This is a genomic window from Bradyrhizobium erythrophlei, assembly GCF_042430365.1.
GTDB lineage: Bacteria > Pseudomonadota > Alphaproteobacteria > Rhizobiales > Xanthobacteraceae > Bradyrhizobium > Bradyrhizobium erythrophlei.
In genome coordinates, this window is record NZ_JBHMET010000274.1 from 682,823 (window position 1) to 700,050 (window position 17,228).

14 protein-coding genes are annotated in these 17,228 nt (G+C 65.8%); 4 read left to right on the plus strand and 10 right to left on the minus strand.

Annotated elements, in window-relative coordinates; all coding sequences use genetic code 11:
• Positions 1 to 29 precede the first annotated feature (29 nt).
• Positions 30 to 1,412: a lipopolysaccharide biosynthesis protein gene (locus ACFFWD_RS45115; protein ID WP_376975996.1), complete on the minus strand. Its 1,383-nt coding sequence runs from the start codon at positions 1,410 to 1,412 to the stop codon at positions 30 to 32.
• Positions 1,413 to 1,540: 128 nt separating this feature from the next.
• On the minus strand, positions 1,541 to 2,377 hold the full coding sequence (locus tag ACFFWD_RS45120) for a protein-disulfide reductase DsbD domain-containing protein (protein ID WP_376975937.1): 837 nt from the start codon (positions 2,375 to 2,377) through the stop codon (positions 1,541 to 1,543).
• 136 nt (positions 2,378 to 2,513) lie between these two features.
• Between ACFFWD_RS45120 and ACFFWD_RS45125 the strand changes: the two genes are divergently transcribed.
• On the plus strand, positions 2,514 to 3,173 hold the full coding sequence (locus ACFFWD_RS45125) for a YqgE/AlgH family protein (protein ID WP_376975938.1): 660 nt from the start codon (positions 2,514 to 2,516) through the stop codon (positions 3,171 to 3,173).
• A 149-nt stretch (positions 3,174 to 3,322) separates the two neighbouring features.
• On the opposite strand, the gene ACFFWD_RS45130 is transcribed toward ACFFWD_RS45125, so the two are convergent.
• Together ACFFWD_RS45130 and ACFFWD_RS45135 are read right to left on the minus strand one after the other, a co-directional pair.
• Positions 3,323 to 4,210: a TauD/TfdA dioxygenase family protein gene (locus ACFFWD_RS45130; protein WP_376975939.1), complete on the minus strand. Its 888-nt coding sequence runs from the start codon at positions 4,208 to 4,210 to the stop codon at positions 3,323 to 3,325.
• A gap of 102 nt (positions 4,211 to 4,312) precedes the next feature.
• Positions 4,313 to 5,092 (minus strand): SDR family NAD(P)-dependent oxidoreductase, encoded by a 780-nt coding sequence (locus ACFFWD_RS45135; protein ID WP_376975940.1) that lies wholly within the window; start codon positions 5,090 to 5,092, stop codon positions 4,313 to 4,315.
• A 182-nt stretch (positions 5,093 to 5,274) separates the two neighbouring features.
• Between ACFFWD_RS45135 and ACFFWD_RS45140 the strand changes: the two genes are divergently transcribed.
• Entirely contained in the window at positions 5,275 to 6,009 is a 735-nt protein-coding gene (locus tag ACFFWD_RS45140) for an SDR family NAD(P)-dependent oxidoreductase (protein ID WP_376975941.1), read from the plus strand.
• Between the two features lie 153 nt (positions 6,010 to 6,162).
• Here the strand turns inward: ACFFWD_RS45140 and ACFFWD_RS45145 are convergent, their stop codons facing one another.
• Together ACFFWD_RS45145 and ACFFWD_RS45150 are read right to left on the minus strand one after the other, a co-directional pair.
• Entirely contained in the window at positions 6,163 to 7,860 is a 1,698-nt protein-coding gene (locus ACFFWD_RS45145) for an SGNH/GDSL hydrolase family protein (protein WP_376975942.1), read from the minus strand.
• A 344-nt stretch (positions 7,861 to 8,204) separates the two neighbouring features.
• Complete coding sequence (locus ACFFWD_RS45150) at positions 8,205 to 9,611, minus strand: lytic murein transglycosylase (RefSeq protein ID WP_376975943.1); 1,407 nt, start codon at positions 9,609 to 9,611, stop codon at positions 8,205 to 8,207.
• 220 nt (positions 9,612 to 9,831) lie between these two features.
• Between ACFFWD_RS45150 and galU the strand changes: the two genes are divergently transcribed.
• Positions 9,832 to 10,707 (plus strand): UTP--glucose-1-phosphate uridylyltransferase GalU, encoded by an 876-nt coding sequence (gene galU, locus ACFFWD_RS45155; RefSeq protein WP_376975944.1) that lies wholly within the window; start codon positions 9,832 to 9,834, stop codon positions 10,705 to 10,707.
• Positions 10,708 to 10,836: 129 nt separating this feature from the next.
• Here the strand turns inward: galU and ACFFWD_RS45160 are convergent, their stop codons facing one another.
• On the minus strand, positions 10,837 to 11,034 hold the full coding sequence (locus ACFFWD_RS45160) for a hypothetical protein (protein ID WP_376975945.1): 198 nt from the start codon (positions 11,032 to 11,034) through the stop codon (positions 10,837 to 10,839).
• A gap of 141 nt (positions 11,035 to 11,175) precedes the next feature.
• Positions 11,176 to 12,669, minus strand: coding sequence for a sensor domain-containing diguanylate cyclase (locus ACFFWD_RS45165; protein ID WP_376975947.1), 1,494 nt, complete (start codon positions 12,667 to 12,669; stop codon positions 11,176 to 11,178).
• A 125-nt stretch (positions 12,670 to 12,794) separates the two neighbouring features.
• Between ACFFWD_RS45165 and ACFFWD_RS45170 the strand changes: the two genes are divergently transcribed.
• Positions 12,795 to 13,073, plus strand: a complete 279-nt coding sequence (locus tag ACFFWD_RS45170) for a hypothetical protein (RefSeq protein ID WP_376975948.1) — start codon at positions 12,795 to 12,797, stop codon at positions 13,071 to 13,073.
• Between the two features lie 113 nt (positions 13,074 to 13,186).
• Here ACFFWD_RS45170 and ACFFWD_RS45175 read toward each other — a convergent pair whose 3' ends face one another.
• On the minus strand, positions 13,187 to 16,063 hold the full coding sequence (locus tag ACFFWD_RS45175; RefSeq protein ID WP_376975949.1) for an EAL domain-containing protein: 2,877 nt from the start codon (positions 16,061 to 16,063) through the stop codon (positions 13,187 to 13,189).
• 120 nt (positions 16,064 to 16,183) lie between these two features.
• A complete protein-coding gene (locus tag ACFFWD_RS45180) occupies positions 16,184 to 17,185 on the minus strand; it encodes an NAD(P)H-quinone oxidoreductase (protein ID WP_376975951.1) in 1,002 nt (333 codons plus the stop codon).
• Between the last annotated feature and the right edge of the window lie 43 nt (positions 17,186 to 17,228).

The following is a 17,228-nucleotide window of genomic DNA, read 5'->3' on the forward strand; positions in this document are numbered from 1 at the left end:
AAGAATATATGTCGCGGTTGCCGGAAAATCTATGGCGCCGGGTGTGACTTCCCGAACGCCAGCACGTGCAGCCCGAGCCGCTCGCGCACGATCCAGAACAGCAGGACCGTCTCGAAGGCCAGCGACAGCGAGGTCGCGGCCGCAGCGCCCATGCCGCCGTAGCGCGGCACCAGTGCGATGCACAGCCCGACGTTCATGACAAAGGCCACCGCATAGGCGGTTGCGCAGATGTGTTGGTGGCCGAGCATGTTCAGGAGACGTTCGACCGGTCCGATCGCCGAGCGCACCAAAAGCCCGACCGCGGCGACGAACATGATGTCGTAACCGACCACGAAATGCGGGCCGAACAGCCACAACAGCGGCTTGCCGAACGCCAGCAGCGCGACGGTTGCAAACAGCGACGGCCAGAACGTCCAGCTGATCGCGTGCGCGACATAGGCCGACAGGCGGTCCTTGTCGCCGAGCGCATTGTATTCGGCGAAGCGGTGCGCCGTCGTTGCCGACATCGCGTAGTGGATGAAGGAGACCAGCGCCAGCGTCTTCACCACGGCAAAGTAGACGCCGACCTCCTCGGAGGAACGGAATTGCTGCAGCATCAGCACGTCGGTGTAGGACAGCAGCAGATAGAAGCTCTCGACCAAAAGGATCGGCAGCGAGACCGCGAGCCAGCCTCTGACATCGTAGGCCCTCTCGCCCGGTTCGATGTGGGCGGCGAGGCGGCGGTTCAGCACGACCATCTGGCCGATCGCGGCGATCCACACCGCAGCCGCGCTCGCAGCCATCGCAACGGTGGCGCCGAGATGCAGGCCGAGCGCCAGCGCGCCGGCGGTGAGGCCGATGATCAGCCCTTGCCGGACGATGAATTGCGGCATCAGGCCGAGCTGCATCCAGTCGTGCGAGCGCGCTATGCCGTCCTGGGTGTTGGCGACGACGAAGGGGGGCAGCGTCAGGCAGCCGATGTAGAGCGGCAGGACCGTGTTGGCGTCGATCCAGGGTGACAGCAACCGGACCAGGCCGGCCAGCAGCAGCGACACCACCGTGGAGCTGGCGAGCGTCAGCCAGCGGCTGCCGGAGAGGAAACCGCGCAGCAGCGCAAGGTCGCCGCTGGCGCGGTATTCCGGGATGATCTTCTGCGCCGACGCCGCGATGCCAAAATCCAGCATGCTGCCGAGCAGCAGGACCCAGGTCCAGACGTAGACGTAGATGCCGTAGTCGGAGCCGCCCATCCAGCGCGCGAGCAGGATCTGCGCGAGATAGGCAAGTGCCGCGCTGCCGACGCGGATGATGAAAATCGTGCCGGCGAGCCGCTTTGTCACCGACGCCTCGCTGGTGCCGCCAAGCCCGCGCGCAACGAGCGCGCGCAGGCGCGCGATCAGGCTCGACGGCAGAGCGGTTGCGGGTTGCGTGTCCATCACGGCCAAGGCGGGAACATCCCTCGAGCGCCGCGAAGCGGCGGCAACCGCCTGACCTATCAACGAAACGTTAAGATTAGGTTGGGTGGCTGCCGTGTCGTCCCGGCCCAGGGCGGGACGACGGCCGGTCAGTTCAGATTGACATTGAACTCGTAGCTCTTGTCGCCGCCGACCAGCGTCAGCTTCAGCGCGGCGCCATCAGGGCTGGCGCCGGGGGGCAGCCCCTCGAGCTCGAACGCGAAACGCTTCACGCCCGGCGATTGCCCGACCAGCTTCGGCACCGGCAGCGCCCAATCCGGCGTCGGTCCCTCGACGAACAGGCTGACCTCCTTCGCCTCCGGTGCCGTGACGTCGACCACCACGCCGGTCTTCCCCTCGCGCTTCACGTCGCGGACGGTGAGCGGGTTGGGGTCGCCGATATTGGCGGGCTTGGGCACTGCATTCAGCGCCTCCGACAACGCGCCGTCCTCGGTGCTTGCGACGCTCGCGAAGGCGAGCTCGGCCTTCGCCTCCACCGGAATGCAGAGCTTCTCGCACACTGCATAGCTGATGTCGGCGCGCAGCGTCAGCGGCTTGTCGGGATTCTTCGCGACGATACGCAGCGGCAGCACCACCTGGTGCTTGTAGCCGAGCGATGTGCCGCCGGCGCCGTCGTCAAATTGTCGCGGCGCCGGCCACATCACGGTCACCGCTTCGACATTTTCCGACTTGGAGAAATCGAACCGCGGAGGTACCCCGGAATCGCCGGGCGTCCGCCAATAGGTCTTCCATCCGTCCTGCAGCTGGATGGCGATGCCGCCGAGCAGCACGGTGCCGCTGCGCGAGCCTGCGAGCAGCCTGATCGCGGAATGCGCGTCCTTCTGCCAGGGCGAGGCGTCGTCGGCACGAACCTCTGCCGCCATACATGCGACGAAGACGATTGCGGCAGCGCCAAAAAACGCCCGCATTGGAACCATGACGATCATGACACGTCTTTACCTGCAACTTTCGTTGCAAACCATTGAATTGCTTGTGATGCAACGCGGCGATAGGCGCGAAGCTTGATTGACAGAACCGCAACCCAATATCAGGATGCCAAACCAGCAGGAAAGGTCTTTGCCGATGAGTGCGGAAGGCAAAGAAGGTAAGACACGCAGGACTATCGGCGGCCAGGGCGCCGGCCTCGGCCACAATGTGTCCGACGAAGGCTATCTCGACGGCCAGTTGCTGATCGCAATGCCGGTCATGAGCGATCCGCGTTTCGAGCGCTCCGTGATCTACATGTGCGCCCATTCGTCGGAAGGCGCGATGGGCATCATCGTCAACCGTCCGGCCGGCAGCATCGATTTCCCCGGGCTCCTCGTGCAGCTCGACATCATCGAGAAGGCAGACCAGATCAAGCTGCCTGAGAATGCCGAGATGATGAAAGTGATGAAGGGCGGCCCGGTCGATACCGGCCGCGGCTTCGTGCTGCATTCGAGCGATTTCTACATCCAGGATGCGACGCTCAACATCGACGAGGACATCTCGTTGACCGCAACCGTCGACATCCTCAAGGCGATCGCCAAGGGCGCCGGTCCCAAGCACGCGATCCTCGCGCTCGGCTATGCCGGCTGGGCGCCCGGCCAGCTCGAGAACGAGATCCAGCACAATGGCTGGCTGCATTGCGACGCCGATCCCGACCTGATCTTCGGCGATGACGTCGACGAGAAGTACGACCGCGCGCTGCGCAAGATCGGGATCGAGGCAGGCATGCTGTCGAACGACGCGGGGCACGCGTAGCCGTTGCCACATCCCCAGTGTCGTCCCGGCGAAGGCCGTGACCCATAGCCACAGGTCATTGTTGTTATACCGCGCTGGGGCCACCACCTCGTGCGGCCACGTGCAGTCGTGGTTATGGGTCCCGGCCTTCGCCGGGACGACGACGAGAATTACTCCGCCGCCTCCTGCGCGACCGTCGGTGCGGTGCCAGCCACGGTCGCGCGGCGCATGTCACGGGGTTGCGACTGGTCGTAGCGGCGCACGCGATGCATGGTCTGGCGGTTGTCCCACATCACGAGGTCATGCACGGTCCATTTGTGGACGTAGACGAATTCCGGTTGCGTTGCGTGCTCGGTGAGGTCGCGCAGCAACAGCCGTGCCTCCGGCACGCTCATGCCCCTGATCGCGCCGGCATGCGACGACAGATACAGCGACTTGCGGCCGTGCACCGGATGTGTCCGCACCAGGCGCTGCAGCACCGGCTTGAACATCTGCTTCTCCTCGTCGGTGTAGTCGAGGAAGCCGAGTGATCCACGCGAATACATCAGCGAGTGCTCGCAGATCATGTCCTCGATTTCGGCCCTGGTCTCGTCGTCGAGCGCGTCATAGGCCGCGCGCATGTCGGCGAATTCGGTGTTGCCGCCCTTCGGGTTCACCACGCGCGCCGACAGCAGCGAGAATTTTGCCGGGATCGGACGGAACGAGCTGTCGGAGTGCCACAGGCAGTTGCCGAGGTTGAACAGATGGGTGCGGTGGTCCTTCGGCAGCGGCTTGCCGTCCTTGCCGAGATTTGAGACATCGTTCAGCCCGGAGCCGAGGCGGTAGTCTTCCTTCTTGGTCACCGTGCCGCCGCGCGACTTTTCCCGCTCGCCGAAATTCAGCGCGAACGCCAACTGCTGCTCGTCGGTGATGTCCTGGCCGTGGAAGATCAGCACGGCGTATTTGTCCATGCCGGCCTCGATGTCGATCGCCTCCTGCTTCGTCAGCGGCCTGCGCAGATCGACGCCGGACACTTCGCCGGCGAAATGCTTGTGGAGCTGCCGGATCAGGACCGTCATGGCGTATCTCTCCCGTGGCGCGCGGGCGGTTTCTCCCGCTTCGTTTGACCAAAAGGCTACTCCGCGACGGAAGCCTGTCAACGCTTGCGGCGCCAACGCGGATCAGGCATTCCGCGCCATCAACCCGCCGTCCACCGGAATGACCGCGCCGGTCAGGAAGGATGCGGCGGGCAGGCACAGGCTCAGCGTCATATGCGCGACCTCTTCCGGATCGCCGTAGCGGCCGAGCGCCGTGCGGCGCTTGGCATAGATCGTCTTGTGCTCTTCGGAGATACGATCGGTGATCGCGGTGCGGATCGGGCCCGGGCAGATGCAGTTCACGGTGATGCCGTCGCGGCCCAGCTCCACCGCGAGCGAGCGCGTGAGCCCGGTGACGCCGGCTTTCGCCGCCGAATAGGGACTGTGCAGCGCGGTCGCGCCGAGCGCCTCGGTGGAGGCGATGTTGACGATGCGCGGTGACTTCGACCTGCGCAGATAAGGCAGGGCGGCGCGGATGATGCGCTGATGCGAGGTGAGCATCACGGCGATGCCCCTGGTCCAGGCGTCGTCATAGGTTTCGTCGTCGATCGGAACGCGCACCGAAATGCCGGCGTTGTTGACGATGATGTCGAGCCCGCCGAACTGCGCGGCAACGTCGTTGACGACTGTCGTGATCGCGTCGCGATCGGCGACATCGAGCACCCATGCCCTTGCAGAGCCGCCCGCGGCGGTGATCTCGTTCGCCACCGCTTGTGTGCCGTCGGCGGTCAGGTCGGTCACCGCGACATTGGCGCCTTCGTCGGCGAACACGCGCGCGGTGGCGCGGCCCATGCCGCTGGCGGCGCCGGTGACGAGAACGGTGAGACCCTTCACCGAGCGGCTGAGCTGCTTGAATTCGGACATGATGGTACTCGTGGAAGGATGCGTGGCGCGCTGCAAGGCCGGCAAAGCTGGCACCGATCGGAAGACAGGTCAAACCGATGAATTGATCCGGGCGGCATGGCAGCGCATTAACGCAAGTCCGGCATTGGTTTTTCGAAAAGGATCATGCGTAAAAGGAAGCGCAGACGAGAGAGGAACGCGCGATGAACGAGCTCGATTTCAGCGGCAAGCAGGTATTGGTGGTTGGCGGTTCCAGCGGGATCGGCAACGGCATTGCGCAGGCGTTCCGCGCCAGGGGAGCGCGCGTGAGCGTCTGCGGCACCCGCGCGAGCGCGAGCGATTATTCCACTGAGGACGGTTCGTATCTCGAAGGCCTCGCCTATGCGCAGCTCGATGTCGCCAATCCGCAGGCGATCGAGGCGTTCAAGCCGTCCTTCGACAGGCTTGACGTGCTGGTGCTTGCGCAAGGTGCGGTGATTTACCGCCGCGGGGAATTCGCGATGGAGGGCTTCCGCAAGGTGATGGAGGTCAACCTGATGAGCTTGATGGCCTGCGCCACCAAATTCCACGCGATGCTGAGCGCGGCCAAGGGCTCGCTGATCATCGTGAGCTCGACCGCGGCCTATCACTCCACGATGGGCAATCCCGCTTACAACGCCTCCAAGACCGGCGCGGTCGGTTTGACGCGCACGCTCGGCGAGGCCTGGGCCGAGGACGGTATCCGGGTCAACGGCATCGCGCCGGGCCTCGTCGACACCAAGATGACCAAGGTGACGACGGCAAATCCCAAACGTCTCGAAGGCGCGCTCGAGCGCATTCCGCTCAAGCGTCTCGGCACACCCGCCGACATGGCCGGCGCCGCGCTGTTCCTGGCCTCGCCGCTGTCGTCCTATATCGTCGGCCAGACCATCGTGGTCGACGGCGGGCTGATCCTGTAGCTGTGGGCGAGTTAGCCAGCGGGTCCGCGCGAACGCGCGGCCCGATGACAGGCTCCGCGTAACCCGCCTTGCTGTCACGCGGGGCGGTATCGGCGGATTACGCTGCGCTAATCCGCCCTACGCTTGCTACGATTACGCCACTTCGTGTGGCACTCACTGCACGGCGGCGGAGCGGCCGACATTGGCCGGCGGGCGCGGTGGGCCTCCCGGCGCCCGCGGCGGCGGGGTCACCAGCGGCCGCTGCGGCGGCGAGCCGAAGCCGAAGAAATCGCGCAGCGACGGCGTCGCGGGCTGGGTCTGGGCCGGCCGGAACAGCTTCTTCTGCGCCGGCTTCTGCGGCGTCGTGATGATGCTGCCGTCGGGCGCGATCGCCGTGGTCGTCGGTGGCGGATTCGCGCTGCCGGGCGAGGCCGGCGTCGTCGGGGTGGTCGCGGCAACCGGCGTATCGCCCCTGGCCTGCTCGCGGCCGATCTCGCGCCGCGGCCAGGCGAAGTCGTCGGCGCGGCCGGCGGGCGCCGCCAGGGCTTCACCCTTCACCAGCGTGCGCGCGGCGAGCGCATCGACGGCGGCCGGCCGGGAGCCGGGGCCGCCGAGCAGTTGATCGGTGCCGACCGAGGAGGCGACCAGCGGCAGGATCGGTCCGGCGAGCGGACGCGGCGCCGGCTTGCCGGGCTCGGCACTGACCTCGGGCGTCGCCGGCTCGCTCGGCAGCGCGATCGGACCGGAGCGTGCCGCGAGCAGGCGCGTCACCTCACGCTCGACATAATGCGCGAGCTTGCGCGCGCCTGGCTTGGTGAAGAACACGCCGTCATAGCTGCGCAGCTGGCGGATCTGGCCTTCGAAGTCAGGGCCCTTCTGCATGAAGCGGCCGGCCTCGTCGACGAAACCGTCCCAGACGTCGACATAGGTGATGCCGGCCTTGCCGGCGGCGTCACGATACAGCGCGTCGAGGAACAGCATGTCGGCCGTGCCCTTCTGGCCGCGGATCGCGGGCAGGCCGACCCACAGCACCGGCACGCCCTTGCTCTTCAGCACGTTGATCATCTCCTCGATCTTCTTGCTGTAGAGCTCGACCCAGCGGTCGTCGCGGAATTCATAGAGGCCGTTCGGCGTGCGCGCGGTCTTTTCCGGTGCTGTGTGCTGCGCCGTGTCGTTCTCAGCGTCGTCGGGCGACAGCTCGGTGTCGACTGGCTTGTCGTCAGCCTTGGCCGCAGCGTCCGGCTTGGCCTCGCCGGGCTTGGCGTCCGGCTTGGCGCGGGCGTCCTTCTTGTCCTTGTCGCCCTTCTTGTCGTTCGACTTGTCGACGACCGGCTCGCGGATCGCGGTGCGGTCGTTGAGGCCGAGCATGACGACGATCGCGTCGGCCTTCTCGGTCGCGAGAATGCCCCTTGCGGCGGCGGCCCAATCCGCCGGCTCGCCCTTGGGCTGATACTTGATCAGGCCGGACACCGTCTTGTGCTTGCGGATCACGCCCATGTCGGGCTGTTCGGAATAGGCGTCCTCGAGGCCGTAGGCGAGCCAGTCGGCCATCGCATCGCCTAGCACCAGCACGTTGCGCTCCGGCACCGTCTCGCGCTTGGCCGGCGGCGGCGCGCGGGAGAAATCCTGGCGCGGTGCCTGTTGTTGCTGTTGCGGCTGCTGGAACGGCGAGAAGAAGTCGGACCCGAACCAGCCGCCACCGCCACCGCGCTGCGGCGCCGGGCGCTGCGGTGGTCCGCCAAAGCTCGGGAAGTTGAAGAACTGCGCGGAGGCGGGCGCGGCGACACCAAGCAGCAGCGCGACCGCAACCAGAAGCGTGACCAGCGGGCCGGCTTCGGTGAACACGCGCAAGAAGGATTTCGGCTTCGGCATTGAGTTCGGTCGCAATGGTCTGGAAGTGCCAGACATAATAGCGGAATCGGGCCGCAAGCGGGCAGGTTTTCCATCATAAATGGTTCCGGCTGCCTGCCGTCAAGACGCCGGCCAAATATCGGATTTCACAGTTACTTTTGAGAGTTGATGAGGCCTGATGTCGCCGCGGCGGAACTGCGCCCCCTCTCCCGCTTGCGGGGGAGGGCTGGGGTGGGGGTGTCGCCGCGAGTCACCTAGTGGAGAGCCCCCACCCGGATTGCATCTTCGATGCAATCCGACCTCCCCCGCAAGCGGGAGAGGTGGAGCGAGATCGTGGACAGGGCGAGCCTTGAACAACCCGCGCCCTACCGGCCCCGCAGCCGCTCGAGGACCTCAGCCGAGGCAAATCCGTCGGCCGGGGCCCCGATCGAGGCCTGGAAGCCGCGCAGCGCCTCGCGGGTCTGGCCGCCGAGCTGGCCGTCGGGCGTGCCGCGGTAGTAACCGCGCTGGGCGAGCAGCTGTTGCAGTTCCAGCCGCTCGGCTCGCGACAGCACCCGCTCCTGGCGCGGCCAGGGCTGCACGAAGGGCGGCCCGCCGCGCAGCCGGTCGGCGAAATGGCCGATGGCGAGCGCATAGGCCTCGGCAGGGTTGTATTTCATGATCACCCGGAAATTTTGCAGCATCAGGAAACCAGGGCCGGACGCGCCGGCCGGCGCCAGCAGATAGGCCTTCTCGGCGGGGTGCGGGAACGGCTGGTTGTTGGCGCGCTTCAGGCCGAGATGCTCCCACTGCGACAGCGGCATCGCCTTGGCGCGGTCGGCCAGCATGTAGTTGAAGCCCTGCGGCACCACGACCTCATAGCCCCAGCTTGCCCCGCTCTGCCAGCCGTCCTTCTTCAGGTTGTTGGCGGTGGACGCGATCAGGTCGGTCGGATTGTCGACGACGTCGCGGCGGCCGTCGCCATCGCCATCGACCGCGAAGCGCTTGAACGCGGTCGGCATGAACTGGGTCGGGCCGAATGCGCCGGCCCAGGAGCCGCGCATCTGTTCGGGGCGCAGGTCGCCGCGATTGAGGATCTCCAGCGCGGAGAGGAATTCGTCCTTGAAATAGGCCTGGCGGCGGCCGATGCAGGCCAGCGTTGCGGTCGACTGCACCACGCTGCGGTCGCCCATCTGCGTCGAGTAATTCGACTCGATGCCCCAGATCGACGCGATGATGTAGCGATCGACGCCGTAGGCCTTCTCGGTCGCATCGAACTGCGCCTTGTACTTGGCGAGGATCTCCCGCCCCTTGGCGAGCCGGTTATCGTTCACGAGGATGTCGAGATAGTCCCAGATCGCCTTGGTGAATTCGGGCTGAGAATCCAAGAGGTCCATGATCCGCAGGTCTGGCTCGAGCCCCGCGGTGAAGCGTTCGAAATTCTGCTGGCTGATGTTGCGCCGTGCGGCATCTGGCCACATCGATGCGACACAATTTTGAAAATTGGCTGCCGACTGGCGGATCGCATCCGCCGTCATCAGGGGATGGCCCGATGCGCCGTCCTCGCCGCTCCAGGGCGGCGGCGCGCCGTCCGGTCCGGGCGCGGTTTGCGCGGGGCTTGCGGCTTTCGGTCCGGAAAAGATGTTGCCAAACAGGTTCGAAAGCCCGTTGCTGCCCGGCGATTGGGCAAGGGCCGCGCCGGGCACGGCAAGGATCGCGCCGGGCACCACGAGCGCCAGCGCGATCACAACCGCGCAGTTCAGGTTGGTCCTCGATGTTCCCGTCGACCGCATGGGGTGCGCCTGCCTTTAAAACGTGACGTTTCAGAAGGCCCTGTCACGGTTTCCAATAACTTAACAAAGGCGAGATTTTGATGTCGCCTCTATTTGGCAGGCTCAAGGCGGTGGAGGTCATCCGCACCACACATCCGCCTTTGTTACCGGCTGCAAACCGGTTACCAAGGTGCGATTACTTTCGTGCCGTCCCACTCGTTTCAAGGCTTCCGATAATCCCATGAAAATCCGCAAAGCCGTTTTTCCCGTCGCCGGTCTCGGCACCCGCGTGCTGCCCGCCACCAAGGCGATGCCGAAGGAGATGCTGACCATCGTCGACAAGCCGTTGATCCAGTACGTGGTCGACGAGGCGAAGGAAGCCGGCATCGAACATTTCGTGTTCGTCACCGGGCGCAACAAGGGCGTGATCGAGGATCACTTCGACCGCATGTTCGAGCTCGACACCACACTCGCCGCGCGCGGCAAGAAGGCCGAGCAGGAAATCCTCGCCGCGAACCAGCCGGACGCCGGCGCGATGAGCTTCACCCGCCAGCAGGCCCCGCTCGGCCTCGGGCACGCGGTGTGGTGCGCGCGCGACATCGTCGGCAACGAACCGTTCGCGGTGGTGCTGCCTGACGAACTGGTGCTGAACACGCCGGGCTGCCTCAAGCAGATGATCGAGGCGGCGGCCAAGCTCGGGGACAAGTCCAATCTGATCGCGGTCGAGGCGGTGCCCGACCATCTCACCCACCAATACGGCATCGTCGGCGTGGGAAAACGCACCGGCAAGATCTTCGAGGCCGACGGCATGGTGGAGAAGCCGCCGAAGGGCACCGCGCCCTCCAACCTTTCCATCACCGGCCGCTACATCCTGCAGCCCGAGATCTTCAAGATCCTGGAGACCCAGGAGCGCGGCGCCGGCGGCGAGATCCAGCTCACCGACGCGATGATCGGGCTTGCGAAGACGCAGAAATTCTATGGCGTCGAGTTCGAGGGCGAGCGCCACGATTGCGGCTCGAAAGCCGGCTTCCTTCGCGCCAACATCGCCTACGGCCTCAAGCGCGACGATCTGCGCGATGGCCTGCGCGCCGAGATGAAGAAGTATCTGGAGACGTGAATCGGTGAGCGCGACTCTGTAGGGCGGATTAGCGTAAGCGTAATCCGCCACCGGCTGAACAGGAAATGGCGGATTACGCCTTCGGCGAATCCGCCCTACGCACCACGCGTCCGACCGGGCACAAGCCGGTCAGGCTGCACTTCTGTGGTGCTCCTCCGGTGATCGGTGCTGCTCGGCCTTCCAGGCCTCGAGGTCGCCGGGAAGCAGCTCGGGTTCGAGCTCAGCATCAGCGTCCTTCCTTGGGCCGAAGGCCAGCCCAACGAGCCCAACCACCACAAGAAGGGCTCCGGCAATGATCAGCCAGTGTGGCAATTCCAACAATGGCATGGCGACACCTCGCTGCCGTTGATGAATACGCGCCCACGAGTATCAGCCTACGCCGGCCGGCCGCCCACCGCTATAGCCCATGATGGTTAACGCCGATGCTGCTGGCTGCCTCGGGGCCTGTCATCGCGCGCAATCCGCGGTCTAGGCCACCAGCGAGAATTTCGGCATGCTGGCGACCACCGACTGGTTGCGGCCGTTGGCCTTGGCGGCGTAGAGCGCCCGGTCGGCGGCTTCGACGAGGTCGGACCATTGCTGGCCCGCGCTGGGCTTCATGCTGGCGACGCCGACGCTCACCGTCGTGATGGTCTCGCCCTCGGACCATTGCTGCACCTTGAGGCGGATCGACTCGGCGACATTGAGCGCGTCGACCGCGTTGGTCCCGGGGAGCAGCACGGCAAATTCCTCGCCGCCGAAACGGGCGGGGCAATCGCCGGCGCGGCGCACCGAATCCGAGATGCAGATCGCGATCCCGACCAGCACCTGGTCGCCGGCCTGATGCCCGTTTGTGTCGTTGTAGGCCTTGAAGTGATCGGCATCGATCATCAACAGCGCGATCGGGAGGCCCTGTCGCGTTGCACGGCGCCATTCCAGCTCGATCTCGGCGTCGAACTTGCGGCGGTTCTTCAGGCCGGTGAGGGCGTCGGTCGTCGCCAGCTCCTCGAGCCTGTCCTCGGCGTCGGCGCGACGGCCGATCTCGCGGGCGAGGAACAATGCGGTGCCGACCACGAACGCAACCAGGGCGGCCATGATGGCGCCGATCCGTATCGCCTCGGTGCGCCAGAGGTTGAAGATGCTCTCCAGCGGCTTTCCGACCACGACATAGAGCGGGCTGGTGCCGATCCGCCTGACATAGAGCCGGGGCGTCGCGTCGACCGGTCCCTTGCCGGCAAACGACGTGCCCTCCTTCAGATTCTCCGCCTTCCAGTTCGTCTGCTCCGCGAGGCGTCTGCCGATGACGTCGAGGTCGAACGGCGTCCGCATGATGATGGTGCGGTCGCGGCGCAGCACGGTGATGGTGTCGCCGGGGGCGAGGTTCAGCCGCTCGAACAGCTCGTGGAAATAGCTGAAGCGGATCGCGCCGACGACGACGCCGAGGAAGCGGCCGTTGTCGCCGGTGATGCGGCGGCTCAGCACGATGGAATAGGCCCCGCGATGCAACATCGGGCGGCTGATGAACAGCCCGGCATCGGGATGGTCGCGGTGAACCGTGAAATATTCCTCGTCACTACGGTTCTCCGGCCTCGGATCGAGGCTCGCAGCGTCGATGGTCAGATTGCCCTCGCCATCGAACACCTGGATCACGCCGAAATGCTTGGCGGTCGCGGCATGATCGAACAGGATCAGGTGGCGGAGCTCCTTGCTGACGCGGCTGATCTCCGGCATGACCAGGTTGCTGACGACGGCGCGCAGCGACAGGTCGTTGAGCTCGATGTTGCGACTGATGTCGGCATCGATGCCCGAGGCGAGATTCTCCAGCGTCTGGCGGGCCAGTTCTTCCTCGCCGCGGCGCATGTCGAGCATCACGCTGGCGCAGATCGCGGAGAAGCCGATGACGGTAGCAACCGACGAGGCAATCAGCAGTTTTGCCGACAGCCGCCAGTGCCGCCTTACGTCTCGTACCCGTCGAAATGCCATGGACCGCTCCGAAGCGCCCGTCATGCACGCCAAACATTGTTGACGCCTTAAGTGGCGACAGCGATCTCCGAATGAGTTAACGGGTGGTTGCCGGGATTGCCGGTTCTGCGCATTCGAGGGCTGACGTGAACGACTACGACGCGCTGCGGGACTATCTGAAGAAGCAGCACCTTCCCGAATTCGTGCTGACCTTCGACGAGATCGAGGCGATCATCGATGCGGCGCTGCCGCGCGCCGCGCACCGTGCGTCGTGGTGGGACACGCTGCGCAGCCCGCAGGAGAAGATGCCGCAGCGCGAAGCCTGCCTCGACGGCGGCTATATCGCGACGCGCCAGGCGGACGGCAAGAGCGTCAAGTTCAAGAAGATCCCCAACCGTCGTCCCGGCGAACGCCGGGACCAATAACCACAGGGCGTTGTTGTCGCGAAGGCCGCAGGCCCCAGCATGTCATGGATGGGCCGCGGCGTATGGGTCCCGGCTCCCGTGCGCAATTGCGCACGATGCCGGGACGACAAGACCTAGTTCGCGGCCTCGAGCCGCTCCTCGGTCAGGAGCCGCATCGCGGCGTCGGCGTCCATCGGTTCGCCGAAGGCAAAGCCCTGCGCGTATTCGCAACCGAGCTGGTAGAGCTCGACCGCATCCGAATCGGTCTCGGCGCCCTCGGCGACCACCTCCATGCCGAGGTCGTGCGCGAGCGCGATGATCGATTTCAGGATCACCGGGCGGGTGCCGCGGCTGGTGGTGCGGACGAAGGACTGGTCGATCTTGATGGTGTCGAACGGGAAGCGCTGCAGGTAGGACAGCGAAGAATGGCCGGTGCCGAAATCGTCGAGCGACAGCCCGGTGCCGAGCTCGCGGATCCGCGCCAGCATCTGGGCGGCGTGCTCCGGGTTCTCCATGACCAGCGATTCCGTCAATTCCAGCTTCAGCGTGCCGCGCGCCACCGACGAGCGCGACAGCACGGTTCTGATATCGTGGATCAGGTCGTGGCGCAGCAATTGCCGCGACGAGACGTTGACGGAGGCGAAGATCGGCTCGCGCGAGCGCATCGCGCGCTGCCACACCGCGAGCTGGCGCGCGGTCTGGTCCATCACGAACATACCGAGGTCGACGATCAGCCCGATCTCCTCGGCGATCGAGATGAACTCCGACGGCGACATCCGCCCGAGCTTGGGATGGTCCCAGCGTGCCAGCGCCTCGAACCCGGCGATCGAGCGATCCTCCAGCCGCACGATCGGCTGGTAAAGGATCGTGATCTCCTGCCGCTCGATGGCGCGGCGCAGTTCGCTTTCCAGCGTCAGGCGGTCGGTCTTCCGCGCGCGCATCGCCGGCTTGTAGACGTCGATGCGGTCGCCGCCGATCCGCTTGGAGTGATACATCGCAAGCTCGGCGTCCTTGATGATCTCGTCGGTCAGCGGCGCCTGCGGGTCGGACAGCGCTAGCCCGATCGAGGCGGTCAGGAAGATCTCGCGGTCGTTGAACGCGATCGGCGCGCGGATGGTCTTGCGGATGGTCTCCGCGAAATTGGTGATCCGCGCCGGGTCCTGCTCCGACAACAGGATCAGGCCGAACTGGTCGCCGGCGAGCCGCGCCAGCGTGTCCTGCGGTTTCAGGATGCGGGTCAGCCGCCGCGCCAGCGTCAGCAGGATGGAATCGCCGACCGCGATGCCGACGGAATCGTTGACCTGCTTGAAGCGGTCGAGGTCGATCACCATCAGCGTCGGCCGCAGCGTCGGCATGGTCTTGGCAAGGTTCGCCACCGCGCTGAGACGGTCCATGAACAGCTTGCGGTTCGGCAGGCCGGTGAGGTTGTCATGAACGGAGTCATGAAGCATGCGCTCTTCGGCATTCTTGATCTCGGTGACATCGGTCAGCGTGCCGACCACGCGTGAGACCTCGCCGTCGGAGCCGACCACGGGGCGCGCCTTGAGCGCAAACCACATGAAGTGGCCGTCCGGCGTGCGCAGGCGGAAATCCTGCACCAGGCGGCCGCGGCGCTGGTCGAGCACGCTGTCGAGCGCCGCGCGGAAACGGTCCTGATCGAGCGGGTGCAAGACCTCGAGCCATTTCGCGGCCGGGCCTTCCAGCGTGCCGCGCTTCAATCCGAGCAGAGCCTCGGTCTCCGGGCTGGTGAACACCTTGTCGGCGGAGACGTCCCAGTCCCAGATCAAATCGCCCGAGCCGGTCAGCGCCAAGGCGCGGCGCTCGACGTCGGAGACGACGCCGGTGGTGGCGCCGCCGCCAGCGAAGGCGTGCTGCATCACCGTAAACCCGATCAGCATCACGATCAGCACGAGGCCGCCGAGCAGCGCCGGGCCGACGATGTCGTTGGTGACCGAGCCCGCGACCGTCATGCCGGCCGCGACCACCCAGACCACCAGCAGGAACCAGGTCGGGATCAACAGCACCGCACGGTCGAAGCCGTGGGTCGAGAGATAGACGATCAGCGCAAAGCCGGCGAAGGCGATCATGACGAGCGACATGCGCGCGATGCCGGAGGCGACCGCCGGATCGAACAGCGCGAGCGCCACCAGCGAGCCGAGGAAGGCGAGCCAGCCGATGGTGATGTGCGAGTAGCGCACGTGCCAGCGGCTCAGGTTGAGATAGGCGAACAGGAACACAAGCAGCGTTGCCGCGAGGATCGCCTCGCCCGCCGCGCGCCAGACGCGCTCGGCGTTGTTCGACATGTCGAGCACCTTGCCCCAGAAGCCGAAATCGACGCCGATATAGACCAGCACCGCCCAGGCCAGCGCCGCGGCGGCCGGGAACATGATCGAGCCCTTCACCACGAACAGGATGGTGAGCACCAGCGCCAACAGGCCGGAGATGCCGATCACGATGCCCTGGTAGAGCGTGAACGAGTTGACCTTGTCCTTGTAGGCGTCGGGTTCCCAGAGATAGAGCTGCGGCAGCTTGTCGGTGCGCAGTTCCGCGACATAGGTGACGACAGCTCCGGGATCGAGCGTGATACGGAACACGTCGGCGGTCGGGCTCTCCTGCCGCTCGGGGCGGTCGCCGACCGATGGCGTGATGGTCGCGATGCGCGACAGCCCGAGGTCCGGCCACAACAGGCCCGACGACACGATGCGATAGTGCGGTGCAACGATCAGGCGGTCGAGCTGGTCGTCGGTGTTGTTGGCAAGCGCGAACACCACCCAGTTCTGGCCGCCTTCGCGGGCGCGAACCTCGATGCGGCGCACGATGCCGTCGGTGCCGGGTGCGGTGGACACCTGGATGCGGTCGGTTTCGCTGCGCTGATGGTCGAGGACGGCGGTGAGGTCGATCGCAGGCGCGTCGCTACGGACGCTGACGGCGTCAATCGCATACGCGTCAGGCGCAGCGGCAAAAATCATGAGACCCAGCGCCATGAGCGCAAGGCACCTGATCAGACGCAATGTCAGTACTCCGCGATCGACAAGAGGGCCGGGCTCGGCGACCGGCCCGGCATTGGCGCGATAAATGACACGAAAGCGAAGGAAATCAAAGGGTTTCCGCCCTTGCTTCGGTCGCGATCGTTAAACCACCAACACAATTTTGCCAATATGTGCTGACGTCTCCATGCGCCGGTGCGCGTCCGCCGCCTTTTCCAGCGGGAAAGTGCTGTCCATCAGCGGTTTGATGCGGCCGTCGCGCAGCAGCGGCATCACTCTGGCCTCGATCGCCGCGACCATCGCCGCCTTGTCCGCATGACTGCGGGGGCGCAGTGTCGAGCCGGTGTGATGCAGCCGCTTGGTCATCAGTTTGGCGAAATTCGCCGTCGCCTTGGGGGGGCCCGACAGGAACGCGATCTGGACGATGCGGCCCTCGATAGCGGCGGCGTCATAGTTCCGATCGATGTAGTCGCCGCCCACCATGTCGAGGATGACATTGACGCCGGCGCCGCCGGTGAGCTTCTTCACCGCGTCGACGAAATCCTCGGTCTTGTAGTTCACGGCGTGATCGGCGCCGAGCTTGAGACAGGCATCGGCCTTGTCCTGCGCGCCGACGGTGACGATCACCTTGGAGCCGAACGCTTTGGCAAGCTGGATCGCCAACGTGCCGATGCCCGACGAGCCGCCATGGATCAGCAGCGTCTCGCCCGGCTTCAGCGCGCCGCGCTCGAACACATTGTGCCAGACCGTCATCAACGTTTCCGGAAGCGCGCCGGCTTCCTGCATCGAGAGTGCCGGCGGCACCGTCATCGCCTGTGCGTCCTGCGCGATGCAATACTGCGCATAGCCGCCGCCGGCGACGAGCGACATCACCTTGTCGCCGATCTTGTGCCGCGTCGCGCCTTCGCCGAGCGCCACCACTTCGCCTGCGATTTCGAGGCCGGGCAGGTCGCTTGCACCGGGCGGCGGCGGATAGGCGCCGGAGCGCTGCGCAACGTCGGGCCGGTTGACGCCGGCGGCCTCGACCTTGACCAGGATCTCGCCGGGACCCGGAACCGGCACCGCGCGGGTCTCCGGTACCAGCACCTCGGGGCCACCGGGCTTGCTGATGCCGACAACGGTCATTTGCGCGGGCAGCTTGGGCATGGTTCGTCCTTGGTCTGTGATGAGGATTGGCGGATGGCATATC

What these genes read in the sequence shown, in the direction of transcription:
- ACFFWD_RS45115 (WP_376975996.1), bottom strand. Translation starts at nt 1,412, where the DNA reads ATGGACACGCAACCCGCAACCGCTCTGCCGTCGAGCCTGATCGCGCGC.
- ACFFWD_RS45120 (WP_376975937.1), bottom strand. Translation starts at nt 2,377, where the DNA reads ATGATCGTCATGGTTCCAATGCGGGCGTTTTTTGGCGCTGCCGCAATC.
- ACFFWD_RS45125 (WP_376975938.1), top strand. Translation starts at nt 2,514, where the DNA reads ATGAGTGCGGAAGGCAAAGAAGGTAAGACACGCAGGACTATCGGCGGC.
- ACFFWD_RS45130 (WP_376975939.1), bottom strand. Translation starts at nt 4,210, where the DNA reads ATGACGGTCCTGATCCGGCAGCTCCACAAGCATTTCGCCGGCGAAGTG.
- ACFFWD_RS45135 (WP_376975940.1), bottom strand. Translation starts at nt 5,092, where the DNA reads ATGTCCGAATTCAAGCAGCTCAGCCGCTCGGTGAAGGGTCTCACCGTT.
- ACFFWD_RS45140 (WP_376975941.1), top strand. Translation starts at nt 5,275, where the DNA reads ATGAACGAGCTCGATTTCAGCGGCAAGCAGGTATTGGTGGTTGGCGGT.
- ACFFWD_RS45145 (WP_376975942.1), bottom strand. Translation starts at nt 7,860, where the DNA reads ATGCCGAAGCCGAAATCCTTCTTGCGCGTGTTCACCGAAGCCGGCCCG.
- ACFFWD_RS45150 (WP_376975943.1), bottom strand. Translation starts at nt 9,611, where the DNA reads ATGCGGTCGACGGGAACATCGAGGACCAACCTGAACTGCGCGGTTGTG.
- galU (WP_376975944.1), top strand. Translation starts at nt 9,832, where the DNA reads ATGAAAATCCGCAAAGCCGTTTTTCCCGTCGCCGGTCTCGGCACCCGC.
- ACFFWD_RS45160 (WP_376975945.1), bottom strand. Translation starts at nt 11,034, where the DNA reads ATGCCATTGTTGGAATTGCCACACTGGCTGATCATTGCCGGAGCCCTT.
- ACFFWD_RS45165 (WP_376975947.1), bottom strand. Translation starts at nt 12,669, where the DNA reads ATGGCATTTCGACGGGTACGAGACGTAAGGCGGCACTGGCGGCTGTCG.
- ACFFWD_RS45180 (WP_376975951.1), bottom strand. Translation starts at nt 17,185, where the DNA reads ATGCCCAAGCTGCCCGCGCAAATGACCGTTGTCGGCATCAGCAAGCCC.